Genomic DNA, 23705 nt, shown 5'->3' with positions numbered 1-23705 from the left:
GGACTGTGCCCTCAACGTGTGAATAGTTCTCAGAAACTCTTAAACCGACTAACTTCTAATGGCCGTGCATGCATAAGGACGAGCTTTTGGAGCTGCACGAGCAGATGGTGACCATCATGGAGTACTTCCGTGAACAGGACGACGTTCCGACCGGTGCGTTCGACGCATACGACCAACTGGACGTCGACCCCTCGCACGTTCACAAGTCCAAGAGCGAACACAAACACGCCGTCTTCGTTCTCGGAAACTCGCTCGCCGACGTCATGAGCGACGACGAGTTCAGCGAAGCGGGCCGTATCGGCAAGCGCATGGAAGAGCTCGCCGACGACGCCGAACAGAAAATCTGATTTTCGAACGACGCTATCGCCGGTTCGATGATTCGAACGGCGCGACCACTCCCCGCCCGAGACGCTCGTGCGAACGGTGTCTCACAAAAGCTCTCTCGCCTTTTCTCACTCCGTACTTGATGCGTGGACCCGGTTAACCCGAAACTATTTGAGGGGGATTCCGTTTTGACGTAATATGGATGCGCGCATAGTCGAGCAGATAACCGAGTGGAGCTCTCGTCCATTCTCCGGTGGGCTGGAGACGCTCCACGCACTTGCCGACGAGGAATTTTCCGGTGCGGTCAAAGCGGGCGGGACGTGGCTGTTCATGTTGAACGGCCGCGTCATCGGCGTGTTTGATGGCGCATTCGATACGTTCGAGGATGCCGACGGGACGCTGTTCGACGCCCCCACCCCTCGCTTCCGCTGTTGTTCAGCATGCAAGAGCGAGGTGGAAAGACGCAAGCGAAGTACTACACGAACGATACGCCCCTCAAGGAGGCGAGCGAGACGCTCGCGTCGAACAATTTCACGGGGTACATCGAACTCAGCGAGAACGTTCTCAGCGGCGACTACTACGTGGTCTACCACGCCGGGCGGTCGATGAGCGCCGCCTACGTCGGACAAAGCGAACAACTGGTTACCGGGGACGAGGCGTTCGAGCGGGCGAACGACGAGGTGGGGATTTACGAGGTCGTCGCGGCGGACGTGGACATCATCGAACTCCCGGAGCCGAAAACGCCCGAACCGGAACCCGAGCCGGAGCAGTCACCCGCGCCGTCCGCGCCTGACGAGTCGAGTTCATCGGCGGAACCGGACGGGACGAGCGAGCCCGAACTATCGACGGACGAAGCCCAGCAGTCCCCCGCATCGACGGCGAGCGAGGGACCCCGGTCGCCGACCGAAACGGAACCCGACCAACGACCGACCACGGAGACCGCGGCCGACGCCAACCGCCAGCCGACGCCCTCGACCACCGCGACCCCGACAACCGGCCAGTCGGCGGAGGCGAGCACACAATCGGCACCGACGCCGAACGCGTCGAGCGCCGAGGATGCCGAAAGCGATAACGGTGGTGGGGTATCCGACCCCCTGTCGGACGAACAGCAGTGGCAGGAGACCACGACGATTCCGTCGCTGGACCCCGAGAAAAGCAGTTCGTCGAAGTCCCGCGACGCGGGCGTCAAACAGCGACGGACCGCTCGGCAGACGCCACAACGCCAATCCGCACAGCGACAACCCACGCCGCAACAGTCGCCCCGACACGGGCAGTCGAACAGGGCGAAGGAGATAGAGGCCGAACTCACGGCGCGAGCGGAGAAAATAGAGGCGCTCCAGTCGAAACTCGCACAAACCGAAGCGGAGCGTGACGAACTGAAATCGGAGCGTGACCGACTTGAAGCGCGGGTTGGCGAGCTGGCGGACGAACTCGAAACGCTTCGGGAACAGAGTCCGGGCGTCACCGCCGAGCGCCAGTTGACCCCCGAACAGGCGCTCACGCAGACCAACTTCTTCGTCCGCTACGGCTCGAAGGGGAAGGGCACCCTGTCCGACGCCACGGCGGGCGAAGCCAGCCGCGAAACCATCGAGTCGAACCTGCAACTCGAACACCACACGCAGTTCGATACGGTGGGCGTCGCGGTCGATGGACAGGAGTTCGAGGCGTTCCTTCACGACTCGATGGAGTACAAGTTCGTCTCGTGGCTCGTCGTCGACCTCCTGTACGAGATTCTGGAGACGGGACACCAGCGCGGGTTGAAGGACCTGTTCGAAGCGATTCAGAAGATAGACCGCGTCGAACTACACGGAGCACTGGTCACCGAAGACGAGGAGGGTGGAGAGACGGAATTCCCCTTCGACGTCATTCTCCGCGACAGGATGGGCAACCCGCTCGTCGTGGCCAACATCAACGACTCGCGCGACCCCGCGACCGGCGAGATGATGGGGTCGCTGGTGGACGCGGCCAGCAGCGTTTCCAGCGCGAGCGACGAACTCAGCGCGGCCTTCCAGGTCACAAAGAGCTTCTTCGAACCGGCCGCGTTGGAGACGACCGAGGATGCGACCAGCGGTGGACTGTTAACGCGGGAAAAAAGAGAGAGTTTCGTCAAGCTATCCCGCAAACGAGGATATCATCTGTGTCTGGTGGAATCACGAAACGGTGAATTCCACGTTACGTTTCCGGAACTCTAGTTTTCGGCTTCGGCTTTCTCGCCGATCTTCATCGAGTCGAGTTTGTTCGTAATCTCGGAGAGTTTTTCATCGAGTTCGGAAACGAACTCCTCGGTACGGTCGGTCGTGATCGCACCTTGGTTGGAGGGCGAGATGAGGTTTTCCTCTTCGAGAACTCGCAGCGAGTAGCGAACCTTGTGATGGGGGTATCCCGTCTCGTTCGACATCTTCACGATGCCGATAGGTTCGTTCTCAATGACCATTTTCAGGACCTGCAAGTGGCGTTCCAGCATATCGACTTCCTTCTCCAGTCGATCTATCATGGCATGTGTTAACTTGTCTTAGAGCCTTTTAAAGGTTATTGTCCGCATCGCAAGCAGAAACGTAGAACGAATCTTTCTCTTGAGACGAGTTAACACTTCCGAATCGTCCGTCAGAATGTCGTCGAAATTGCTAGAATCGGCGCTCAGTCGCCACCGAAATGCACACGTTCGTGCATCATCTTGCTTCGAAGACCGTAATCGGTTTACGAGGTGCGGGAGAAATCACCTCCGGTATGACCGTAACCATCGTCGGTTCGCAACTCGGCGACGAAGGCAAAGGCCGCGTCGTAGACCTCTACGGCGCGGCCGCTGACGTTGTTGCTCGCTATCAGGGCGGCGACAACGCAGGCCACACCGTCGTCGAGGGTGGCAACGAATACAAGCTCTCCCTCGTTCCCAGCGGCGTCGTCCGCGGAAAGGTCGGCGTCCTCGGGAACGGCTGTGTCGTGAACCCGGACACGCTGTTCGACGAGATAGACACGCTCCGCGAGCGGGGACTCGACCCCGACGTTCGACTCGCGCGCCGCGCGCACGTCATCCTCCCGTACCACCGCGTCCTCGACGGTATCGAGGAAGACGTGAAAAGCGATTCGGACCGCAAGGTGGGAACCACGGGTCGGGGTATCGGCCCGACCTACGAGGATAAAGCCGGTCGACGCGGCATCCGCGTCGGCGACCTACTCGATTCCGAACTCCTCCGCGAGAAGCTCGAATACGTCGTCCCTCAAAAGCGAGCACTCGCCGAGAAGGTCTACGGCGTCTCCATGAGCGAAGCGATTGGAGGCTCGTCGGACGAATCCGACGGCGTCGAAACCGGCGAAGCGTTCGACGTCGATGCGCTCCACGAACAGTACGAGCGCTACGGCGAGCGCCTGAAAGAGGAGAACATGACCGTCGAGGCCGGGGAGTTCCTCTCATCGCGCCTCGACGCCGGCGACGAAGTCATCTTCGAGGGCGCACAGGGTACCCTCATCGACATCGACCACGGTAACTACCCGTACGTCACCTCCTCGAATCCGACCGCGGGCGGGGCCGCCACGGGAACGGGTCTCAGCCCCGGCGTCATCGGCGACGGCGACATCATCGGCATCGTGAAAGCCTATCTCACGCGCGTCGGGAGCGGCCCGCTTCCGACCGAACTCGGCGGCGTCGTCGGTGACACACCCGACTACGACGAGCAAGGGGCGGGCGAAAACGAGGACCTCGCCGAGTACATCCGCGAGGAAGGTGGCGAGTACGGTACCGTCACCGGCCGACCGCGCCGGGTCGCGTGGCTCGACATGCCCATGCTCCGACACGCCGCCCGCGCGAGCGGCTTCACCGGTCTCGCCGTCAATCACATCGACGTGCTGGCGGGCCTCGACGAGGTGAAAGTCGGATACAGCTACGATGTCGATGGCGAGGAAATTTTCACCATTCCTGCCACGACCGAGCGCTGGGGTCGCTGTGAGCCGAACTTCCGTTCCTTCGACGGTTGGCCGGAAGTGGACTGGAGCGAGGTCGCTGACGAGGGCTACGACGCGATTCCGGAGAACGCGCAAACCTACCTCGAATACATCAGTGACGAACTCGATGCGCCCATCTACGCCGTCGGTATCGGCCCGAGCAGGGAGGATACCGTCGTGCTCGAACACCCGTTCGAGTAACCGAACCACGAATCTCGCTTTCTCTTTTTGCGTTTCCGTTTTCTTCGGTCCGCTACTCGACCGCGGTGAGATATATCGCGACCAGAGCGAACCCGATTCCGGCGGTCTTTCGCGCCGTGAGCGGTTCGTCGAGAAACGCGATACCCAGAATCGAACTCGTGGCGATGAACAGGCCGAAAATCGGAACCACGACGCTGACCGGGCCTGATGCCAACGCACGATAGTAGGCGAGGATACCGATTGCGAGGAACACACCCGCGAGGTACATGTAGGGCGCTTTCTCGCTAGTGAGGTACGGAACGATTTGTTCGCCCTCGTACATCGTCACCGCGAGGGCCGCGATGACGAGCATGCCGTTCGCCACCAGTGCGGCGACCGTGTCAGGGATATCCTGCGTTGCGATGCTGACGAGGGGGGGCAGTGCCGTGTATCCGATGAGGGCGACGATGGCCCATCCGATGTAGTTCATGGATAAGCCTTTCACGCAGGGATGAGAGTCGTTTCGAAAGCGGAGCGCCCGAACCGCACAACCCGTCACGCTTTTTGCCTCCCCCTTCGTGGACTCGGGCATGAAGAAATCCCTGATGGACATCATCTGCTGTCCACTGGACAAACAGGAACTCGAACTCGACACACGACAGGAAGAGGACGAGGAAGTCATCTTCGGGACGCTCACCTGCACCGAGTGCGGCGAGGAGTACCCCATCGAGGACGGCATCCCGAACCTCCTGCCGCCCGACATGCGAGAGGCCTGAATCTTTTAATAGTTGAGTATTTTACTCTAACCCAAGAGGGAGGTGCACTGTGTCCGAAACGTTGTTAACACACATCAACCGCGACGGACTTCATCACATCGACGTAGCACCGTCGTTCGAAACCGACGACTCGTTCAGCGTTTCGCTCGCAAACCACGGTGCGCCGATTCACGTGCATCTCCATTTGGACGACGAGCTCTCCGACGTGGCATCCCTGTCCGCGACGAATCACTACATCGAGGCCAACTCGACTGAGGCAGTGCCGATTACGGTTCACGACGGTCCCGCCCGCGGAAAGCTGAAAGTCGTGACCGGATACGGGGCCGAAACGGCCTACGTGGACGTCGATATTGCCGAAATAGACCCGGAGAAAGACTCGATACCGGTGGACGAGTCCCTCTCGAAACCGCGACAGAAACCGGTTCAATCGGATGCCGATGCGTCGGAGCTGGCGCGAAACATCCCGCTCGTCGTCCTCGGCATTATGGCGCTGGTGCTCGTTCTCGGCGTCGGCGTTCTCGTCGATTGGGTCCTCGCGCTGTTCGGCGCGATTACGGTGCTGGTCGGTATCGGCGTCGCGGGGTACTTCCTCGTCCGGTAATCGTATTCCTTTTTCCCGCACTCCTCGTGCTGGTCGGTAATGTCACTCGCAGAAGCCACCCGAAACGCGGTTCGGCGACGGCCGTTCCTCCTCGAAGCGCTCCGTGCGGACGTGGTGAACTACACCGCCGCCGCGCGGTTCCTCGCGGACGAAATCGACGTCGGCGACGACACCGACGCGGTTTCGACGGCGCTCTCGCGGTTCGCCGACGAACTGCCGACGTACGAAATCGACTCCCGGGACGCCCGCGTCACCATGCGGAGCGGCCTGGGTCGAGCGGACGACCCCGCCGATTCGCTCCTCGTCGTCGGCGACGCAGGGTTCGCCCCCGATTCGGGGTCGTTGACCGGCGTCATCGCGGCGGGCGACGTGGACTGCGTGGCGTTTTCCGTCGTCCTCTCCCGACTCGTGGCGGAGGACGTCGATGTCGTCGCGACCGGGGTCGCGGAGTCGCTGGTCGTCGTCGTCGAGCGCCGCGACGGCGCGAACGCGGTCCGGTTCGTCGAGGATGCGCTGGACGCCGTTCCCGAACGGGACGATTGAGGCGGTTGGTGTCGCTTCCGACGATTTAAAACGGTTGCTGGCACTACCGTTCCCTATGACACTCTTCGTAACGAACACGCTCACGGGTGAGCGGGAGCCGTTCGAACCCGGCGACCCCGATTCCGTCCTCCTCTACTACTGCGGGTTGACCGTCTCGGACTTCGCGCACCTCGGCCACGCGCGCGGGTGGATTCACACCGACGTGATGCACCGATGGCTCGAACACCTCGGCTACGACGTCCACCACGTCGAGAACTTCACCGACGTGAACGAGAAAATCACGGCGCGCGTTGGCGAGGACGACCTCGGCGACGACGAGGCCGACGTCGCACGGACCTTCATCACGCAAGTCATCCGCGACATGCGCGACCTGAACCTGAAACGGGCCGACGTGTATCCACGCGTCAGCGAGCATCTCCCCGAAATCACCGATCTCATCGAGACGCTGGTGGAAAAGGACTACGCCTACGAATCCAACGGCTCGGTGTACTTCGACGTCACGACCTTCGAGGACTACGGCAAACTCTCGAACCAGAAGGTCGAGGAGATGGAAGCGCAGGGAGAGGGCGACGAACGCGGAGAGAAGCGTCATCCCGGCGACTTCGCCCTTTGGAAGGCCGACGGCGTGAGCGAGGGTGCCGTCGAGGAACACCGCGACCCCGACACGGAGTACGCGGTGTCCCACCCGTCCGGTCAGACGTGGGACTCCCCGTGGGGAGAGGGACGTCCCGGCTGGCACATCGAGTGTTCGGCGATGAGCATGGAACACCTCGGCGAGACCATCGACATCCACGTCGGCGGACAGGACCTCGTGTTCCCGCACCACGAAAACGAAATCGCCCAGAGCGAGGCCGCGACCGGCCACCAGTTCGCCCGCTACTGGCTCCACGTCCGCCTGCTCGAAACCGAGGGCGAGAAGATGAGTTCGAGTTTGGGCAACTACTCCACCGTTCGCGGCGCGATTTCGGAGATCGGCGCGAACGCCGTCAGGATGTTCCTCCTCTCTACGTCCTACGCCAACCGCCAGACGTTCAGCGACAAAACGGTGAACGAGGCCGTCGAACGCTGGGACCGATTTTCGGACGGCTACGACCGCGCCGTCGAAGCCCTCGACGGCCCGGGCGCGCGAACCAAGGTCGAGGACGACGAGTTGCGCCAAGCCGTCACCGAAACGCGCGAGGAGTTCGCGGACGCGATGAACGACGACTTCAACACCCGCCGCGCGCTCGCCGCGCTGCTTGACCTCGTGACGGCGGTCAACCGCCACGCGGACGCGCACGAGGAGTACGACTACGACGGCCTCAAATCGGCCGTCGAGACGTTCGAGGAACTCGGCGGCGACGTGCTGGGCTTCTCGCTCGGCGGAGAGGCGGGCGGCGACGTGCGACTCGCCGAAGACCTCGTGGAACTCGTCCTCGACCTCCGCGAGAGCGAGCGGGATGCCGGGAATTACGACCGCGCCGATGCGCTCCGCGACGACTTACAGGCGCTCGGCGTCGACGTTCAGGATTCCGACTCCGGTCCTTCGTTCAAGCTCCCGTAGCCGTCGGACTTATACTGGGGGGTTGAGTATCGGGGATAGACATGAACCGGAAACTGATTGCAGGCGCGTTACTGGCGACGCTCGTCCTCACGAGCGGTTGTCTCGGGTTTATCCTCGGAGACACCCTCGAAGTCAGCGCCACGAAGGCGACCGTCGGCGACAACGCGCTGTCGCAGACGGGCTACGAGAAAGCGAAGGTCGAATCCCTCGAAGCGAAACGGACGTTCGAAGCGGCGGGCCAGAGCCGCGAGGTGAAGGTGACGAACTGGGTCGCACAGTACGAGAAGACCATCGGTATCGATGGCGTCGCGGAGGGAACGGCGGCGACCTTCGTCGTCGTCAGCAGTCCCGACGTGAAGATAGCGTCCAAATCGTTCAACCCGCTGTCGAAGTTCGACAATCGGGACCTCGTCGAGAAGTTCGTATCTGGATACGGAAACATCCACGACATCCGAACCGTCGGGTCGGAGAACGTGACGGTACTGGGGACGAACACGAAGGTCTCTGAATTCACCGCAACCGCCAGCTCGCACGGCGCGAACGTGGACGTAACGATTCAGGCGACCAAGCTCAAACACGACGGCGATTATATCGTCGTGCTCGCGGTGTACCCGAAGCGGCTCGACGAATCCGATAGCGTCTCCAGCCTGCTCTCCGGTATCCAACACGGCGGCTAATCGGGCAACGTTTTTTCTCCCTTCTGTCGGTACGGACGGTATGAACCAAACTCTCGTTTCGGGACTCGGCCTCACCATCCTCGGAGTGGTGGGGTACCTGATAGGTCTCTCCGCGCCGTATCCGGGGCGCGCGTTCTCTATCACAGGAATCATGGTCGGCATCACGCTCGCCGCCATCGCCAACGCGACCGAACCGGAGGACGCCCAATGACGGTCGAATCGCTCCGGTTCGCCGACGGCGAAGTCGAGACGGTCGAGGACTTCCAATCCGCGCGCGTCGGATCCGGTACCGTCTGGGTGCGGGCGAGCGACGCCACGCCCCTCGAACTCGAACGCGTCGCGGAAGCGTTCGACATCCACCACCTCTCCATCGAGGACATCAGAAACGAGATTCGACCGAAGACGGAGGAGTTCGCGGGCTACACGTTCGTCCTGCTCAAGACGGTCGAACTCGCCCGCGGCGAAACCACCTTCGAGGAGGAGACCCGCGTCAAACCGGTCGGCGTGTTCGTCGGTGAGGACTGGCTCGTCACCCTCTCGGAGTACGACATCGACGCCGTTTCGCGCATCTGGCGCGCCGCGCTCGACGGCGACCGGCGAATCGTCGGCCGCGGGCCGGACTTCACGGCGTACCGCGTCTGTGACGGCATCGTGGACGGCTACTTCGCGGCGCTCGACCAGATAGAGGAACAGATAGAGGCCGTCGAGGAGGCCGTCATCAGCGACACGAGCATCGAGACGCTGGAGTCGATAAACGGCGTCCGGCGGGAACTGCTCGCGTTCCGAAAACTCGCGTGGCCGACCCGCGAGGCGGTGGGCTACCTCGCCCGCGGCGACCCCGAGGAGGTGCGCCCGGAGACGGAGAAGTACTTCCGCGACGTGTACGACCACCTCGTCCAACTCGTGGACTTGACCGAAACGTACCGCGATTTGGCGGGCGGCGCGCGCGACATCTACCTCAACATGCTCTCGGTCTCGACCAACGAGGTGATGAAGAAGCTGACCGTCGTCGCCACCATCGTCCTCCCGCTGACGCTCGTGGTCGGCGTTTACGGCATGAACTTCCAAGACGGCCCGTTCAACATGCCGGAACTGGGCTGGACCTACGGGTATCCGGCGGTGATGCTCGGGATGTTCCTCATGAGCGCGATTCTGGTCGTCTACTTCCGAAAAGCGGGTTGGTTGTGAGTCACGGGGCGAAATCCGAGAGGTTGGCCTGCACCCCGGAGACCATCTCGGACTTCCGGCGGAGCGAGTTCATCGAAATTGGAAGTTGCGGGACGATTTCACGAACGGCCCTGTGGAACGATTCCGCCTCCCCAAAGCGCCCGTCGAAGGCGTTTCTGACGCTCTCGCGCACCTGCCAGACGCCGACGGGTGCCCAGTAGTCGTCGCTGACCTCGCGGAGAACGAGGGCCTTGGCCTGTCGGCCGATGTCTTCGAGATGTTCCAGCACGCCGAGGCGGGAGGCGTAGTACGCTCCGGCGGTTTCATCGACGTAGCTCGTTCTGCCCTCGAAGCCCTCGTGGGCGCTCCCCATCCAGATGTCGCCGGTCGGCGAGGGATTCCAGATACTGCCGGGGGCTTTCATCTCCACGAGTTCGAACTCCCACTGACCCGGCGCGAGGATGACCCAGTAGCGGTTGCCCATGTACTCGTTCACCCAGACCTGCGTATCGTCGATGCTCGGCGCATTTCGGATGCGTCCGCGGAGGTATTGTCCCACCGTGTCGTCTACGGCGGTAATCGACCAGCGTGTCGGAACGAGCTTTCGGTTCTGCCCCTGACCCAACGCCCCCGCCGAGAGGATGGTGTTGATGTCGTACACGTCGAACCCGCGGCGGTACAGGTAGTTCATCGCGCCTTGGGCCTGCCAGTCGTCGTCTTCGAGCGTCTTCTTCACGGCGCGGGGAACGTGCGGGTTCTCGGTCAAATCCGCCGAGGACGCGCGGGCCGTCGGGCCGGTCGGCGTGGCGATGTCGTCCACGTTCACGTCCAAGTCGAGTTTCTCGGTCAGACCGATTTCCACGTCCACCGGGCGGTCGGCGATGGCGATTTCGCGCTGGACGCCGACGAACCCGTCCCACACGTCGTCCACGTTCACCTTCGCGGAGCGGTTCGAGTTCAGCAGGCCGGTCCGGTACTGGAGGACGTTATCGATACCGAGGCCACGCTGGTACCAATCGCCGCTGGTGGCGAACTCCGCGGCGTCCTCCTCCGCGCCGACCGGCGAGAGGATTCCCGTCGAGACGTTCGGGTAGGACGACCGGCCGACGAACACCGAGGGCGAGGTACTTCCGAAGAGCGAGTCGCCCTGCGCCACCTCGGAAAACCGGTCCTCGAAGTCGTCCACGTAGTCCAGAATCTCGTAGGACTTCTCCTCGGCCAGACAGCGGCGGCGCTCCTCCTCGTCCGGGCGCAAATCGTCGATATACTCGTCCAACCGCATCCACGGAACGTAGGGAAGCGAGAGGCTTCAACGTTCGGCAATCGGACGGAAACGGCCGCCGGGAACGCGCCGGCTGTCGCTCGAAAGGGACAAAAACGGAAGGATGACGCGGTTAGCTATGGATTCCCATCGCTTCTATCTGTTCCTGATACCGGTTGCGGATGGTGACCTCCGTCACCTGTGCCACGTCGGCGACTTCGCGTTGCGTCTTCTTCTCGTTGCACAACAGCGAGGCGGCGTAAATCGCGGCGGCGGCGTAGCCGGTGGGCGATTTACCGGACAACAATCCCTCTTCGGCGGTGGTTTCGATGATGTTGTTGGCCTTCGACTGCACCTCTTCGCTGAGTTCGAGTTCAGAACAGAACCGCGGAACGTATTTTTTCGGGTCGACCGGTTTCATCTCCAGACCGAGTTCTTGGGAGATGTATCGATACGTTCGTCCGATCTCCTTTCGTTCGACCCGCGAAACCTCGGAGATCTCCTCCAGACTTCGTGGAATCCCTTCCTTTCGACAGGCGGCGTACAGCGCGCTCGTTGCCACGCCTTCGATGGAGCGACCACGGATGAGGTCCTCCTTGAGTGCCCGTCGATAGATGACCGATGCGACCTCTCGTACCGACCGCGGGACACCCAGCGCGGATGCCATACGGTCGATTTCGGACAGGGCGAACTGGAGGTTTCGCTCGCCCGCGTCCTTCGTTCGGATGCGCTCCTGCCACTTACGCAGGCGGTGCATCTGACTGCGTTTCTTGGAAGAAATAGACCGACCGTAGGCGTCTTTGTCCTTCCAGTCGATAGTGGTCGTCAACCCCTTATCGTGCATCGTCTGCGTCGTCGGCGCTCCCACGCGCGACTTCTGTTGTCGTTCCTGATGATTAAAAGCACGCCACTCCGGGCCGGGGTCGATCCGTTCCTCCTCGACGACCAACCCACAGTCGTCACAGACCAGTTCGGCACGGTCGGTACTTTTGATCAACGTTTCGGACCCACATTCAGGACAAGTACGCTCTCCCTCTCGTTCGTTCGCCGTTTGCTCCCCTTCGAGTTGGCGCTCCCGCTGGCGAGTGGACCGTGTCATCGCACTTTTATAGTAGTAACTCCCAAACATTTAAACCCTTGGGCAAAACCTATATATATCTGACAAACGGTCACATACCACTCCCGCGAGACCGGAACCTGTTTACTCGAACACGGACGAGTGTCGGCAATGCCAGTCATCGAGTGTGACGTGGACGAGGCACGCCGGACGCTCGCCGACGCCGGGGTCATCGTCTCGGACGGCAAATCCGAGTACGAAGAGTGGCGGGCGAGACACGGCGACGCCGTCGCCATCGCATACGACGACAAGCTCGTGATTCAGGGGGCGAATCCACAGGACATCGAGGCGATTCTTCGAGATGCGGGGGGGCACGCCTACCTCTACTTCGACGGTGCCAGTCGCGGAAATCCCGGCCCGGCGGCGACCGGGTGGGTCATCGTGACGAGCGATGGAATCGCCGCGGAGGGCGGAACGAGAATCGGACGCGCGACGAACAACCAAGCCGAGTACGAGGCGCTCATCGAGGGGCTCGAAACGGCCTGCGACTACGGTTTCGACTCCGTGGACGTGAAAGGTGATTCCCAGCTCATCGTCAAGCAGGTGACGGGTGCGTGGAAGACGAACAACCCCGAACTCCGCGAGCGCCGCGTTCGCGTCCGGGAGCTGTTGGAGGAGTTCGACAAATGGTCCCTGAAACACGTTCCGCGAGAGGTAAACGAACGCGCGGACAAATTGGCAAACGAGGCGTTAGACGATGGCTGAACTGCCGGACGACACGGTTTCGGAGGCGGAACGATTGACCCACCTCGCGCGTGACCGCGAGGGCGAAGAGGCGGAGCAATATCGTACGGAACGGACGCAGCTGCTCGAAACACACGGTTTCGTCGCACGGATTCGGGAAGAGGATACCAGAACCGTACTGGTTCTCCATCCCGAGGAGTGGGTCGAGGACGGAACCATTCGCGTCGAGCGAATCGAGGACACGGACCGCGCGGTCGAAATCCCGCTGACGGGCGCTGGCGACCCGGACGATTGGGACGAAATCGACAAGCACAACCGCGCCGTTGCGGCGCGAGTCCGAGAGGAATACGGCGACGTCCACGGCGCGAACGCCGAGGCCTTCGCGGACTTCATAGGCAATCACTACGCGCGACCCGTCGAGTCGGCGACGAGCGACGAAGTGGACGAATTTCTGACGGAGTACTTCCCGCGGAATGCGTGGCCGACTTCGGAACAGAAAAAAGCGGTAAAAGAATCGGTCGAACTCGTGTTCGAGTGCGTTAGTCGGACTGCTCGATGAGCGCGCGGACCTTTTCGGCACGCGCGTCGTCGGTGATGAACTTCGAGAGCGACCACGCGAACGCGTCTTCGATGGCTTCGAGACCGGCCTGGGTCAGACCGTACTGGTTGGTCCGCTTGTCGAGTTCGCTCTTCTCGACCAGTCCGCGCTCGACCAGCGTGTCGAGGTTGGGGTACAGGCGGCCGTGGTTCACTTCCTCGTCGTAGTAACTTTCGAGTTCGCGCTTGATAGCGAGCCCGTACATCGGTTCCTCGGTGAGGACGATGAGGATATTACGCTGGAACGCGGTGAGGTCGCGGGCGGTACTGCTTTCGGTGAGTGTTTGTGCCTCTGACATTGGCTTTGACACGACGAAATATGTAACCGAGATATTTAACCCTTCTCAAGTTTCTTGGTGTTTCTCCGTTCTTTCGTTCGATTTTAATACCCAACTGCCACTCATGGATTGCGGAAGGGTGTCACACTTATGAGTGATTTCATGGGTACGAGTCACTTGTTTACACCCATGCCGAAAGGACTTTTTGGTCTTCCCGTCGAGTTCCAAGCGACCCATGACGAATCTCTGGGAAGACCTCGAAACGGGGCCGAACGCTCCCGAGGAAATCTACGCAGTTGTCGAGTGTCTCAAAGGCGACCGGAACAAGTACGAATACGACAAGGACATCCCCGGTGTCATGCTGGACCGCGTGCTCCACAGCAACGTCCACTACCCCGGTGACTACGGATTTATCCCGCAGTCGTTCTACGACGACGAAGACCCCTTCGACGTGCTCGTGCTCGTCGAGGATTCGACGTTCCCCGGCTGTGTCATCGAGGCCCGCCCCGTCGCCATGATGAAGATGGACGACGACGGCGAACAGGACGACAAGGTCATCGCCGTCCCCATCGAGGACCCGCGCTTCGACCACATCGAGGACGTCGAGGACATCCCGCAGCAGACGAAGGACGAGATCGACGAATTCTTCTCCACCTACAAGAACCTCGAAGCCGGAAAGGAAGTCGAGACGCTGGGCTGGGAGGACAAACAGGCGGCGTACGACGCCATCGAACACTCCCAAGAGCTGTACGACGAGAATTTCAACTAGATTTCATAGTCCGTTCAGCTTTTCGAACACTTTCCGACTTTTTTGGAACCGCTGAATAACGTCGATTACCGGCCGATTACGTCCGAATTCGCTACTTCTGTCCTCAATCCCACATAAAGATGCCATAGAATACACTCGAAATTATATACGAGTGGAAGGAGCTATGCGTTAGCAATGCTCGCCGGATTCGTCGCCGAAAACATGCCAGCGGTCGCCACTGCCGTTCTCTTGCTCCTCTCCGGCGGCGGCGTGCTGTACGCCGTTCAGTTTCGGTCGTGGGGTGGCACCGAGAACCCGGAATCGGCCGGGTCGCTCCGGAAGGTCGTCGCCGGACAGAACCGCGTCGCGCTCGTCGTCCCGGAAAGCCCGATTATCGACTCCTTGGCGGCGGCGGTCGGGGTACAAGCCCTCTGTAAGGACTGGGGCGTCGCGGCGCGAATCGCGGCGGAGGGCGAGATAACCGGCGAGGACAGCAAGGCGTTCTGCAACATCTTCGACATCGACGTGACGATTCTCGACGAAAACGGGGAAGGACTCCCGAACTGCGACGGCGGAATCGCAATCGGCGGCGGCGGTGCGGTTCCCCGACTGGCGAACAACCCCCCGGTCGTCGGCGTCATCCGGCACCGACCGACCGCGGAGGAGAACATCCTCACGATTACGCGCACGGACGACGGCGCGACATCGACGGTCGTGACCGAACTCGTGCGCGACATGGGGTTCGTTCCCGACCAGCGCGTGGCGACCGCGCTGTTGTACGGTATCCGCGCCGGAACCCGCGAGTTCCGGCGGGCCAACGGGTCGAACGACTACGACGCCGCCGGGTTCCTCCACGCCTACGCCGACCTCGGACGGATCGAGGAGTTGCGCTCGCCGGGCGTCAGCAGCGACACCTTCGACGTGCTCGGCGAGGCGATAGCGAGCCGGGAACGACGGGCGAGTTTCGCCGTTGCGAACGTCGGCGTCGTCCCCTCGGTGAGCGCGCTGGAGGAGGCCGCTGATTCGCTCCTGCGACTCGAAGGCGTCTCGACGGCCGCCGTGTTCGGCCTCCACGAGGAAACCATCGTCATCTCCTGTCGCGCGGAGGACGTCCGAACCAGCGCGGAGGATATCCTGACCGGCGCGTTCGACGCGAGCGAGACGACGGGCGGGAACGCGGACGCCGCGACTGCTCGGGTATCGCTCGGCATCTTCGCACGGGTCGATAGCGAGCTCACGAAGACGCTGGACTCGCTCATCGACGCGAGCACCCGGAAGGCGTTGTTCACCGCGTTCGAAAGTTCGTGAACGAAAACTTGAGAGGTTGTAGCATGGAAACGAAGGTTCTTGTAGTCGCCTGTGGTAGAGCGGCGTATGGGTCTATTCGATAGGCTCCGTGGAGACGACGCTCCGCGGGTCGCCTTCTTCGGCATCGACGGCGTGCCGTACAGCTTTCTCAAGGAAAACGCCTCGGAGTTCCCGAACATCGCATCGCTGGCGAGCGAGGGGAGCGCCGGAGCGATCGACAGCATCGTGCCGCCGGAGTCCTCCGCCTGCTGGCCAGCCCTCACGACGGGGGTCAACCCCGGGAATACGGGCGTGTACGGGTTCCAAGACCGCGAAAACGGTTCGTACGACACCTACGTCCCGATGGGACGCGACGTGCAGGCGACGCGCGTCTGGGACCGCGTGACCGACGCGGGCCGCGACGCGACGGTGATGAACGTCCCCGTCACGTTCCCACCGCAACGGAACGTCCAGCGCATGGTTTCCGGATTCCTCTCTCCCGGCGTTGACAAGGGTGCGTACCCCGACGAGATGCGGGACTACTTGGAGTCCATCGACTATCCCATCGACGCGAACGCAAAGCTGGGACACAAGGACGACAAATCCGAGTTCATCCAGAACGCACACGAGACGCTCGAAACGCGCTACGAGTCGTTCCAGCACTACATCGACCAGGACGACTGGGACCTCTTTTTCGGCGTCTTCATGACGACCGACCGCGTGAACCACTTCCTGTTCAAGGATTACGAGGAGGACGGCGAGTACAAAGAGGAGTTCATCGAGTTCTACAAAAAGCTCGACGAGTACCTCGGGAAACTCCGTGACTCCCTGCCGGACGACGTGACGATGATGGTCGCCAGCGACCACGGTTTCACCAGCCTCAACTACGAGGTTCACTTCAACTCGTGGCTCGAACAGGAAGGCTGGCTCTCCTACGAGGACGACGACCACGAGGAACTCGGCGACATCAGCGACGACACCGATGCCTACTCGCTCATTCCGGGTCGGTTCTACATCAACCTCGAAGGCCGCGAACCGCGCGGTAGCGTCCCGCAGGACGAGTACGAGGAGAAGCGCGCCGAACTCAAAGAGAAGCTCGAAAACCTCGAAGGGCCGGACGGCAACAAGGTTTGCTGGCGCGTCGTGGAGAAAGAACAGGCGTTCGACGGCGACCACGAGGACATCGCACCCGACCTCGTTGCCATCCCGAACCACGGCTTCGATTTGAAGGCCGGATTCAAGGGCCACGACGACGTGTTCGGCGTCGGGCCGCGCAACGGCATGCACAGCTTCGACAACGCGACGCTGTTCGTGGACGACCCGAACGCACGAATCCCGGAGGACACGGACCTCCTCGACATCGCCCCGACCATCCTCGACCTGATGGAACTCGACTACCCGTCGAGCGAACTCGAAGGGCGTAGCCTGGTCTGAAACCGGTCGCGTCGCGGTCGATTCACCGCTTTCGAATCTCCTTTATCCGCAACCGATAAACCTCGGTCGAATGAGCGACCGCCTCGGAACCGCGCTGGTCATCGTCTCGGCCGTCGGGTTCGGCACGCTGGGAATCCTCGGCAAGCTTGCCGCGGGCGCGGGGCTGTCGATTCCGACCGTGCTGTTCTTCCGGTTTCTACTCGCCACCGCGTTGGTGTGGGCGGGCCTCGCGGTGCGCGGACGACTCCGACGGTTTTCGGGACGGACCCTGCTCGTCGGCCTCGGTCTGGGCGCGTTCGGCTACGCGGCCATGAGCGGACTCTACTTCTGGGGCCTCTCGTTTCTGACCGCCGGACTCGTCGGCATCCTGCTCTACACCTATCCCGTCATCGTCGTCGTGCTCTCCGCGCTCTTCCTCGACGAGCGCATCACGCGCCGAACCGGCGTCGCGCTGGTTCTCGCCTTGGTGGGCGTCGCGCTCATCACGGGCGGCGACCCGGCGGGTGCCGACCCGCGCGGCATCGTCGTCGTCCTCGCCGCCGCGGTGGTGTACGCGAGCTACATCACCGCGAGCAGGGTCGCGCTGGACGCCGTGCCCGCCGACCTGCTCACGGCCCACGTCCTCCCCGCGGCGGCCTGTGCGTACCTCGTCTACGGTTCGGCGACGGGGACGCTCTCGGTCCCGGATTCGGGGAGCCAGTGGCTCATCGTCGCGGCCATCGCCGTGCTCGCAACCGCGCTGCCCATCTTTACTTTCTTCGCCGGACTGGGCCGCATCGGGGCGAGTCGCGCTAGCATCGTCAGTACCGTCGAACCCGTCGTCACGCTCCTGCTCGGCGCGGCGATACTCGCCGAACCGGTGACGCCGGTGACGGTGCTCGGCGGCGCGTCGGTGCTCGCCGGGGTCCTGCTCGTACAGGCCGAGTGAATCGATGCGAAAATCAGACGGCGTTGGGTTTCTCGTGGATTTCGAGGTCGACTGGTCGCGGTTCGCCCTCCAAGTCCGTGACGATGCGTTCGACGACCTTTTCGGCCTCCGAGAGCACGAGCGGTTTCACCTTGCTCACGACCCACCCGAGCGAGACGAACGCGGGGAGATTGAGCATCCCCGAATCCGCCGAGTCGGCGTCGAAGTGGATGGAGAGCCACACCCGGGAGGCGGTCTCCTCGCCCTCCGGCGCTTCCTCCGGGGCTTCCTCCACACGCCAGTGTCCGTGGGCGTGAATGTCCTTGATTATCTTCCAGTCGATGCGGTTCGGTGGGTCGAGTTCCGTCACCTCGGAGCGGACGGTGTACCGAACCTTCCACCACTTGAGGTGAATGTCGTACTCGGTTCCCGGCCCACCGTCACCCTCGTGCGTGACCTGCGTGAGGTGTTTCGAGTAGTTCGCGTAGCCCGGAAAGTCGAGCAGGAACTCGTAGGCCTCCTCCGGCGGCACGTAGACGACGGTACTGAGTTCGAGGTGGTCCACGCGTTTCGATTCTGTTCGACTGAAAGTAAACATTCCGGCGAGGTACCTGCACGAACGTACCTAATCCAGTCGTTTATACCACCCCATCGACAACCTCCGACCATGACGGACTACGACGTACTCATCGTCGGCGGTGGCGTCGCGGGCCTCTCCGCGGCCACGTTCACCGCACGCGCCGATCTCGACACGCTGGTCGTGAACGACGGCGTTTCCATCCTCCACCGAAACGCGATTCTGGAGAACTTCCCCGGATTCCCCGCCGGAATCGACTCGCGGTTGTTCTCCCTGATGCTCCAAGAGCAGGCCGAACGCGCCGGGTGCGCGCGTCTGGATGCAAAAGTCACAGACGTACGGCCTGCGGACGACGACGGGTTCGTTGTAAAAATCGACGGCGGAAGCAACGATGGCGGCGAGGACGGCGACGGGACGATTTCCGCCGAACGGGTCGTCGTCACCTCGTGGTCGGACGCCTCGCACCTCGACGGACTCGACCTCGACCTCGAAGACTCGGGGAGCAAGCGGTACGTCCCCGTGGATGACGACGGCCGAACCGACGTCGAGGGCGTCTACGCCGCCGGACGAATCGCCGAGCAGTACCACCAAGCCATCGTCTCGGCGGGCCACGGGTCGCAAGTCGGCATCACCGTCGTCCACGACGCCAACCCCGACTTCTACCACGACTGGGTGACGCCGGAGGGCTACTTCACCAACCGCGACCGCGAGGTCCCGGAGGGCTGCGAGGAGATTTCGGAGGACGAACGCCAGCGCCGCGCGCGGAAGGCCCACGACCGTCTTCGAGACTATCTGGAGGAGTGGGAGGACGAGCGCCCGGTTCCCCACCCGAGTTTCATCGAGAACATGAACTGACCCGAGTCGGACGAGAAGAAGGGATTTTGGTGGAAATACAGTCGTGAAGAAGTCTTCGAGGACTCCCACGAGACGAATTTGATTTTGAGGGCGCCACACGTACGTGATTACGTTTTCGAAAGCCCCCGCCCGCTCGGTGTCAGAAGATTTTGTTATCGCTGTGGCTACAACTACCGAGCGGCAATAAATTTCCGCACCGCGACCGCAACCGCATCAGCCACACCCTCCCCAGCCAATTCCTTCGCATTCGCTCAGTCATCCACCGTCAGAGCAACCCTTTGACGAGCCATTTGTTCGTTCCGTTGTCACTCACGAGGACCTCGCACGTTTCACCGGAACGACGCGGCCGAGCGTGGCCGCGTCGTCCAGCCAGCGCGCACCGGGGGTGTTCGGTTCCTTTCGACGAGTCCACATCTCAGTGCCCGCCGGAGGAGAGGTGCAGGCCGACGATGCCGACGACGATGACGCCGATGAAGGCGACCCGGAGGAAGTCCGCGGGTTCGTCGAACAGGACGATGCCGAGCGTCGCGGTGCCAACCGCGCCGATACCCGTCCAGACGGCGTAGGCGGTCCCGACGGGGAGCGTCTGGAGGGATTTCGCCAGCAGCGCCATGCTGACGACGAGCGCGACGACGGTGGCGACGGAGGGCCAGAACTTCGAGAAGCCGTCGGAGTACTCCAATCCGATAGCCCACGCGACTTCGAACACCCCGGCGACGATGAGCACCTTCCACGACATGGGTGGATTCTCGGGACGGGCGAACGCTATGTCTTGCGTTTCCCAGTCAGCCGAAACCCGTGGCTCTTTATGAATCCCTTTTGAAGCGTTCACGAAATGAGCGCCGACGAGGTGGACCCGGACGAGTTGGGCGAGTCAGTGGAGCGGCCGATGGTTCGGCTGTTCACCGAATACGGCGGCGACCACCTCCACTGGTTCGCAATCGGGTTGGTGACGAGCATGGCCACTCGATTCCTCTCGCTCGTCCCGCCGCTCGTCCTCGGCGTGGCGCTGGACGCGGTGTTCTACAGCAAGCGGGCGTACACTCTGCCGCTCCTTCCGGACGCGTGGATTCCGACGACGCGGATGGGCCAGTTCTGGTTCTCGGCCGAAATCATGGGCGTTTCGATGGTCCTCGCCGCGGTCTGCAACTTCGCCCACTCGTCCAGCCTGAACCTCTTCTCCCATCGCGTCAAACACGAGGTTCGGACGGCGACGTATCAGTGGATGCAGCGCCTCGACATGACGTTCTTCGACGACCACAAGACCGGGGAACTCATGAGCATCCTGAACAACGTTCACGAGAGCAAAGCTCTCGTGTGCCAACCAGAACCACTGTTCTGGTGACGACGCCAACCGCCTCGAACTGTTCCTCGACAACATGATGGGGAGCGCCATCCAACTGCTCGTCCTCATCATCGGCATCGGATATCTTCTCTTCACCATCAACCCGCAGTTGGCGCTCGTCACGCTCTCCATCATCCCCGTCGCGGCCCTGTTCACGTGGTGGTTCATGAAGCGCGTCGAGGCGTTTTACGCGGACGTTCGGTCGTCGGTCGGAGACCTGAACAAGCGACTGGAGAACAACCTCGGCGGTATCGAGGTCATCAAAACCTCCGGAACCGAGTCGTTCGAGGACGAGCGCGTTCGGAGCGCCTCCTACGAGTATTTCAAGCGCGACTGGCAGGCGCTCCGGATGAACTTCGTCTACCGTCCCGGCATGCAGTTGCTCACGTCCGTCGCCTTCGCCGCCACGTTCGTCGTGGGGGGACTGTGGTTCCTCACCGACCCGCCGCTCGGGTTTTCGGGCACGCTCTACGTCGGCCAACTCGTCACGTTCCTCCTGTTCACCCAGCGCATGGTCGAACCGCTCACCCAGATGAGCGAGGTGGTGGACCGGTACGAGGATGCGAAGGCATCGACCAAGCGCATCTTCGGCCTGCTGTCGATTTCGCCCGACATCACGAGCGGTCCCGGTGCGGTCGAACTGGATTCGATTCGGGGCCGCGTCGAGTACGACCACGTGGACTTCGCCTACGAAGACGGCCAAGAGGTCCTCTCCGACGTGACCTTCACCGCCGACCCCGGCGAGACGGTGGGTCTCGTCGGTCCGACGGGGGCCGGGAAGTCCACGATTTGCAAACTCCTCCCGCGCCTCTACGACGTGACGGGCGGCGAGATTCGCGTTGACGGCCACGACGTGCGCGACGTCACCGTCGAGAGCCTTCGGGAACACATCGGCTACGTCGGACAGGACACCTTCCTGTTCGACGGGACGGTGCGGGAGAACATCGCCTACGGCGCGTTCGACGCGACGGACGACGAAATCGAGGCGGCCGCGAAAGCCGCCGAAGCGCACGAGTTCGTCACCAACCTGCCCGACGGCTACGACACGCGGGTCGGCGAGCGCGGCGTGAAACTCTCGGGCGGTCAGCGCCAGCGCATCTCCATCGCGCGGACGATTCTCGCGGACCCCGAACTGCTCGTGTTGGACGAGGCGACGAGCACGGTTGACACCGAGACGGAGATGCTCATCCAGCGCAGTCTCGATAGGTTGACCGAGGACCGAACGACGTTCATCATCGCCCACCGCCTCTCGACAGTGAAGGGCGCGGACACCATCCTCTCCATCGAGGACGGGAGAATCGTGGAACGCGGCACCCACGAACGACTGCTCGACGGCGACGGCCTCTACGCCGACCTCTGGCGGGTGCAGGCCGGGGAAATCGACGCCCTCTCCGATGAGTTCGTCGCGGAGGCGACCCGGCGGGCGAGCGCGAGTCGGACGAGACAAGGGTCGAACCAGTGACCTTTTTCGGGCTACCGCGCCCACTACCGGGTAATGCTGACCGGAGTGAACGTGGCGTTGGGGGTGACGGGAAGTATCGCGGCGGTGAAAGTGGTCGAACTGGCACACGAACTGCGGAGGCGCGGCGCGAACGTCCGCGCGGTGATGTCGGGGAGCGCGCAGGGAATCATCCACCCGTGGGCGGTCGAGTTCGCCACCGAGAATCCGGTCGTGACCGAAATCACCGGACGGGTCGAACACGTCGAACTCTGTGGCCGCGAGGGGTGGGCCGACGTGCTCCTCATCGCACCGGCCACGGCGAACACCGTCGGGAAAATCGCCGGTGCGGTCGACGACACGCCGGTCACGACGTGCGCGACCACCGCGCTCGGTGCCGACGTTCCGGTCGTCATCGCACCCGCCATGCACGAACCGATGTACGACCACCCCGGCGTCCTCGACGCCATCGAGCGCGTCGAGTCGTGGGGCGTCGAGTTCGTCCCGCCGCGAATCGAGGAGGGAAAGGCGAAGATCGCCACCGAGGACGCCATCGCGCTCGACGTCGCCCGCGTGACGACGCCGGGCCTCCTCGACGGAAAACACGTCGTCGTCACCAGCGGCGCGACGAGCGAGGAGGTCGACCCCGTTCGCATCCTGACGAGCCGCGCCTCGGGAAAGACGGGGCGGGCGGTCGCCCGCGCCTGCTACGTCTACGGAGCCAGCGTCACGCTCGTTCACGACGGACCCGGCGTCCCCTACGCGACCGTCGAGCGGATCGAGACCAGCGCCGAGATGCTCGATGCAGTGGAGCAACACGTTGACGGACTCCCGGCGGACGCCCTCGTCTCCGTCGCCGCCATCAGCGACTACACCGCCGACGGTGCCGACGAGAAAATCCGGTCCGGGCAGGACCTCACCCTCGATTTACGGCCGACGCCGAAGCTCATCGACACGGTTCGTGACGACCACCCCGACCTCCCCATCGTCGGGTTCAAGGCCGAGACCAGCGGCGACGACGACGCGATGGTCGCCGCCGCCCGTGAAACGCTCGAACGAGCGAGTCTCTCGTTCGTCGTCGCGAACGATGCCAGCGTGATGGGCGAAGACGAAACCAGAACCCTGTTCGTCCGCGAAAACAGCGTCCGGGAGTACGGCGGGAGCAAAGCGGAACTCGGACTCCACGTCGCGGAAGAACTCGCCCGGGTGTTTGACGGCGAGTAAGTTGGAAACTCTCTGCACGAGGTATTTCTGGTATCGACGCCGTGGCTGCACCGATTGGGAATCCGACTTCGAAAGTTCACCACGCACACACGACGAGTCGTCTCCAATTTTTCCGAGCGTACAATTACCGAGCGGCACTGAAACCGCACCGCAACCGTCCACACGCCTCCCCAACCGATTCCTCGCTGACGCTCGTCATCCAC

At 62.5% G+C, this 23705-nt stretch carries 25 protein-coding genes and 1 pseudogene; 19 read left to right on the top strand and 7 right to left on the bottom strand.

Annotated elements, in window-relative coordinates; all coding sequences use genetic code 11:
• The first annotated feature begins 68 nt into the window (after positions 1-68).
• Together BG842_RS07380 and BG842_RS07375 are read left to right on the top strand one after the other, a co-directional pair.
• Entirely contained in the window at positions 69-347 is a 279-nt protein-coding gene (locus BG842_RS07380; protein ID WP_007978620.1) for a UPF0058 family protein, read from the top strand.
• Between the two features lie 417 nt (positions 348-764).
• Complete coding sequence (locus BG842_RS07375) at positions 765-2516, top strand: hypothetical protein (protein ID WP_394327462.1); 1752 nt, start codon at positions 765-767, stop codon at positions 2514-2516.
• Here the strand turns inward: BG842_RS07375 and BG842_RS07370 are convergent.
• Entirely contained in the window at positions 2513-2818 is a 306-nt protein-coding gene (locus BG842_RS07370; RefSeq protein WP_007978624.1) for a hypothetical protein, read from the bottom strand. The genes BG842_RS07375 and BG842_RS07370 overlap by 4 nt on opposite strands.
• 233 nt (positions 2819-3051) lie before the next feature.
• Here BG842_RS07370 and BG842_RS07365 point away from each other — a divergent pair, with 233 nt between their 5' ends.
• Entirely contained in the window at positions 3052-4464 is a 1413-nt protein-coding gene (locus BG842_RS07365; RefSeq protein ID WP_069450272.1) for an adenylosuccinate synthase, read from the top strand.
• A 52-nt stretch (positions 4465-4516) separates the two neighbouring features.
• Here the strand turns inward: BG842_RS07365 and BG842_RS07360 are convergent, their stop codons facing one another.
• Entirely contained in the window at positions 4517-4933 is a 417-nt protein-coding gene (locus tag BG842_RS07360; RefSeq protein ID WP_069450271.1) for an EamA family transporter, read from the bottom strand.
• Positions 4934-5033: 100 nt separating this feature from the next.
• On the opposite strand from BG842_RS07360, the gene BG842_RS07355 reads away from it, so the two are divergent.
• The 7 genes from BG842_RS07355 to corA are packed head-to-tail and all read left to right on the top strand — an operon-like array spanning position 5034 to position 9771.
• Positions 5034-5219, top strand: coding sequence for a methytransferase partner Trm112 (locus tag BG842_RS07355; protein ID WP_069450270.1), 186 nt, complete (start codon positions 5034-5036; stop codon positions 5217-5219).
• Between the two features lie 49 nt (positions 5220-5268).
• Positions 5269-5820 (top strand): hypothetical protein, encoded by a 552-nt coding sequence (locus BG842_RS07350; protein WP_069450269.1) that lies wholly within the window; start codon positions 5269-5271, stop codon positions 5818-5820.
• Between the two features lie 39 nt (positions 5821-5859).
• Positions 5860-6363 carry a hypothetical protein gene (locus BG842_RS07345; protein ID WP_069450268.1) on the top strand — a complete coding sequence of 168 codons (504 nt, stop codon included), beginning with the start codon at positions 5860-5862 and terminating at the stop codon, positions 6361-6363.
• 55 nt (positions 6364-6418) lie between these two features.
• Complete coding sequence (cysS, locus tag BG842_RS07340; protein WP_069450267.1) at positions 6419-7906, top strand: cysteine--tRNA ligase; 1488 nt, start codon at positions 6419-6421, stop codon at positions 7904-7906.
• Between the two features lie 41 nt (positions 7907-7947).
• On the top strand, positions 7948-8583 hold the full coding sequence (locus BG842_RS07335) for a DUF6517 family protein (RefSeq protein ID WP_069450266.1): 636 nt from the start codon (positions 7948-7950) through the stop codon (positions 8581-8583).
• Between the two features lie 40 nt (positions 8584-8623).
• Entirely contained in the window at positions 8624-8794 is a 171-nt protein-coding gene (locus tag BG842_RS29655; RefSeq protein WP_175424097.1) for a hypothetical protein, read from the top strand.
• Positions 8791-9771, top strand: coding sequence for a magnesium/cobalt transporter CorA (gene corA, locus BG842_RS07330; RefSeq protein ID WP_069450265.1), 981 nt, complete (start codon positions 8791-8793; stop codon positions 9769-9771). The genes BG842_RS29655 and corA overlap by 4 nt, the downstream gene beginning before the upstream one ends.
• Position 9772: 1 nt before the next feature.
• On the opposite strand, the gene nreA is transcribed toward corA, so the two are convergent.
• Entirely contained in the window at positions 9773-11032 is a 1260-nt protein-coding gene (gene nreA, locus BG842_RS07325) for a DNA repair protein NreA (protein WP_069450264.1), read from the bottom strand.
• 112 nt (positions 11033-11144) lie between these two features.
• The gene (locus BG842_RS07320; protein ID WP_026177694.1) at positions 11145-12110 is read right to left on the bottom strand and encodes a transcription initiation factor IIB family protein; all 966 of its coding nucleotides are present in this window, start codon (positions 12108-12110) and stop codon (positions 11145-11147) included.
• Between the two features lie 129 nt (positions 12111-12239).
• Between BG842_RS07320 and rnhA the strand changes: the two genes are divergently transcribed.
• Together rnhA and BG842_RS07310 are read left to right on the top strand one after the other, a co-directional pair.
• On the top strand, positions 12240-12833 hold the full coding sequence (gene rnhA / locus BG842_RS07315) for a ribonuclease HI (protein ID WP_069450263.1): 594 nt from the start codon (positions 12240-12242) through the stop codon (positions 12831-12833).
• Complete coding sequence (locus tag BG842_RS07310) at positions 12826-13371, top strand: rnhA operon protein (RefSeq protein WP_069450262.1); 546 nt, start codon at positions 12826-12828, stop codon at positions 13369-13371. The genes rnhA and BG842_RS07310 overlap by 8 nt, the downstream gene beginning before the upstream one ends.
• Here the strand turns inward: BG842_RS07310 and BG842_RS07305 are convergent.
• Complete coding sequence (locus BG842_RS07305; RefSeq protein WP_069450261.1) at positions 13352-13708, bottom strand: PadR family transcriptional regulator; 357 nt, start codon at positions 13706-13708, stop codon at positions 13352-13354. The two genes, BG842_RS07310 and BG842_RS07305, sit on opposite strands and share 20 nt — an antisense overlap.
• Before the next feature lie 214 nt (positions 13709-13922).
• Between BG842_RS07305 and BG842_RS07300 the strand changes: the two genes are divergently transcribed.
• From BG842_RS07300 to BG842_RS07285, 4 genes are all read left to right on the top strand, one after another.
• Entirely contained in the window at positions 13923-14456 is a 534-nt protein-coding gene (locus BG842_RS07300) for an inorganic diphosphatase (protein WP_069450260.1), read from the top strand.
• A 174-nt stretch (positions 14457-14630) separates the two neighbouring features.
• Positions 14631-15743 (top strand): bifunctional oligoribonuclease/PAP phosphatase NrnA, encoded by a 1113-nt coding sequence (locus BG842_RS07295; RefSeq protein WP_069450259.1) that lies wholly within the window; start codon positions 14631-14633, stop codon positions 15741-15743.
• A 66-nt stretch (positions 15744-15809) separates the two neighbouring features.
• Positions 15810-17156 carry an alkaline phosphatase family protein gene (locus tag BG842_RS07290; protein ID WP_069450258.1) on the top strand — a complete coding sequence of 449 codons (1347 nt, stop codon included), beginning with the start codon at positions 15810-15812 and terminating at the stop codon, positions 17154-17156.
• A 70-nt stretch (positions 17157-17226) separates the two neighbouring features.
• A complete protein-coding gene (locus BG842_RS07285) occupies positions 17227-18084 on the top strand; it encodes a DMT family transporter (RefSeq protein ID WP_069450257.1) in 858 nt (285 codons plus the stop codon).
• Positions 18085-18097: 13 nt separating this feature from the next.
• Here the strand turns inward: BG842_RS07285 and BG842_RS07280 are convergent, their stop codons facing one another.
• Complete coding sequence (locus tag BG842_RS07280; protein ID WP_069450256.1) at positions 18098-18628, bottom strand: SRPBCC family protein; 531 nt, start codon at positions 18626-18628, stop codon at positions 18098-18100.
• A 102-nt stretch (positions 18629-18730) separates the two neighbouring features.
• Here BG842_RS07280 and BG842_RS07275 point away from each other — a divergent pair, with 102 nt between their 5' ends.
• A complete protein-coding gene (locus BG842_RS07275; protein ID WP_069450255.1) occupies positions 18731-19495 on the top strand; it encodes an NAD(P)/FAD-dependent oxidoreductase in 765 nt (254 codons plus the stop codon).
• A 415-nt stretch (positions 19496-19910) separates the two neighbouring features.
• On the opposite strand, the gene sugE is transcribed toward BG842_RS07275, so the two are convergent.
• Entirely contained in the window at positions 19911-20234 is a 324-nt protein-coding gene (gene sugE, locus BG842_RS07270; protein ID WP_069450254.1) for a quaternary ammonium compound efflux SMR transporter SugE, read from the bottom strand.
• 96 nt (positions 20235-20330) lie between these two features.
• Here sugE and BG842_RS07265 point away from each other — a divergent pair.
• Positions 20331-22302, top strand: a pseudogene (locus BG842_RS07265) (ABC transporter ATP-binding protein).
• A 33-nt stretch (positions 22303-22335) separates the two neighbouring features.
• The gene (gene coaBC, locus BG842_RS07260; RefSeq protein ID WP_069450253.1) at positions 22336-23502 is read left to right on the top strand and encodes a bifunctional phosphopantothenoylcysteine decarboxylase/phosphopantothenate--cysteine ligase CoaBC; all 1167 of its coding nucleotides are present in this window, start codon (positions 22336-22338) and stop codon (positions 23500-23502) included.
• Positions 23503-23705 lie beyond the last annotated feature (203 nt).

It is taken from the genome of Haladaptatus sp. W1 (assembly GCF_001723155.1).
GTDB classification, from domain to species: Archaea; Halobacteriota; Halobacteria; order Halobacteriales; family Haladaptataceae; genus Haladaptatus; species Haladaptatus paucihalophilus.
Note: the sequence above shows the minus strand (reverse complement) of the source record. Positions and strands in the feature narration are given on the sequence as shown.

Excerpts from the sequence above, each read along its gene's own strand:
- corA (WP_069450265.1), top strand. The coding sequence starts at position 8,791 with ATGACGGTCGAATCGCTCCGGTTCGCCGACGGCGAAGTCGAGACGGTC.
- BG842_RS07305 (WP_069450261.1), bottom strand. The coding sequence starts at position 13,708 with ATGTCAGAGGCACAAACACTCACCGAAAGCAGTACCGCCCGCGACCTC.
- BG842_RS07300 (WP_069450260.1), top strand. The coding sequence starts at position 13,923 with ATGACGAATCTCTGGGAAGACCTCGAAACGGGGCCGAACGCTCCCGAG.
- BG842_RS07380 (WP_007978620.1), top strand. The coding sequence starts at position 69 with ATGCATAAGGACGAGCTTTTGGAGCTGCACGAGCAGATGGTGACCATC.
- BG842_RS07320 (WP_026177694.1), bottom strand. The coding sequence starts at position 12,110 with ATGACACGGTCCACTCGCCAGCGGGAGCGCCAACTCGAAGGGGAGCAA.
- BG842_RS07335 (WP_069450266.1), top strand. The coding sequence starts at position 7,948 with ATGAACCGGAAACTGATTGCAGGCGCGTTACTGGCGACGCTCGTCCTC.
- BG842_RS07285 (WP_069450257.1), top strand. The coding sequence starts at position 17,227 with ATGAGCGACCGCCTCGGAACCGCGCTGGTCATCGTCTCGGCCGTCGGG.
- BG842_RS07310 (WP_069450262.1), top strand. The coding sequence starts at position 12,826 with ATGGCTGAACTGCCGGACGACACGGTTTCGGAGGCGGAACGATTGACC.
- BG842_RS07360 (WP_069450271.1), bottom strand. The coding sequence starts at position 4,933 with ATGAACTACATCGGATGGGCCATCGTCGCCCTCATCGGATACACGGCA.
- BG842_RS29655 (WP_175424097.1), top strand. The coding sequence starts at position 8,624 with ATGAACCAAACTCTCGTTTCGGGACTCGGCCTCACCATCCTCGGAGTG.
- nreA (WP_069450264.1), bottom strand. The coding sequence starts at position 11,032 with ATGCGGTTGGACGAGTATATCGACGATTTGCGCCCGGACGAGGAGGAG.
- BG842_RS07345 (WP_069450268.1), top strand. The coding sequence starts at position 5,860 with ATGTCACTCGCAGAAGCCACCCGAAACGCGGTTCGGCGACGGCCGTTC.
- BG842_RS07370 (WP_007978624.1), bottom strand. The coding sequence starts at position 2,818 with ATGATAGATCGACTGGAGAAGGAAGTCGATATGCTGGAACGCCACTTG.
- BG842_RS07355 (WP_069450270.1), top strand. The coding sequence starts at position 5,034 with ATGAAGAAATCCCTGATGGACATCATCTGCTGTCCACTGGACAAACAG.
- BG842_RS07365 (WP_069450272.1), top strand. The coding sequence starts at position 3,052 with ATGACCGTAACCATCGTCGGTTCGCAACTCGGCGACGAAGGCAAAGGC.
- BG842_RS07275 (WP_069450255.1), top strand. The coding sequence starts at position 18,731 with ATGACGGACTACGACGTACTCATCGTCGGCGGTGGCGTCGCGGGCCTC.
- coaBC (WP_069450253.1), top strand. The coding sequence starts at position 22,336 with ATGCTGACCGGAGTGAACGTGGCGTTGGGGGTGACGGGAAGTATCGCG.
- cysS (WP_069450267.1), top strand. The coding sequence starts at position 6,419 with ATGACACTCTTCGTAACGAACACGCTCACGGGTGAGCGGGAGCCGTTC.
- BG842_RS07290 (WP_069450258.1), top strand. The coding sequence starts at position 15,810 with ATGGGTCTATTCGATAGGCTCCGTGGAGACGACGCTCCGCGGGTCGCC.
- sugE (WP_069450254.1), bottom strand. The coding sequence starts at position 20,234 with ATGTCGTGGAAGGTGCTCATCGTCGCCGGGGTGTTCGAAGTCGCGTGG.
- rnhA (WP_069450263.1), top strand. The coding sequence starts at position 12,240 with ATGCCAGTCATCGAGTGTGACGTGGACGAGGCACGCCGGACGCTCGCC.
- BG842_RS07295 (WP_069450259.1), top strand. The coding sequence starts at position 14,631 with ATGCTCGCCGGATTCGTCGCCGAAAACATGCCAGCGGTCGCCACTGCC.
- BG842_RS07375 (WP_394327462.1), top strand. The coding sequence starts at position 765 with ATGCAAGAGCGAGGTGGAAAGACGCAAGCGAAGTACTACACGAACGAT.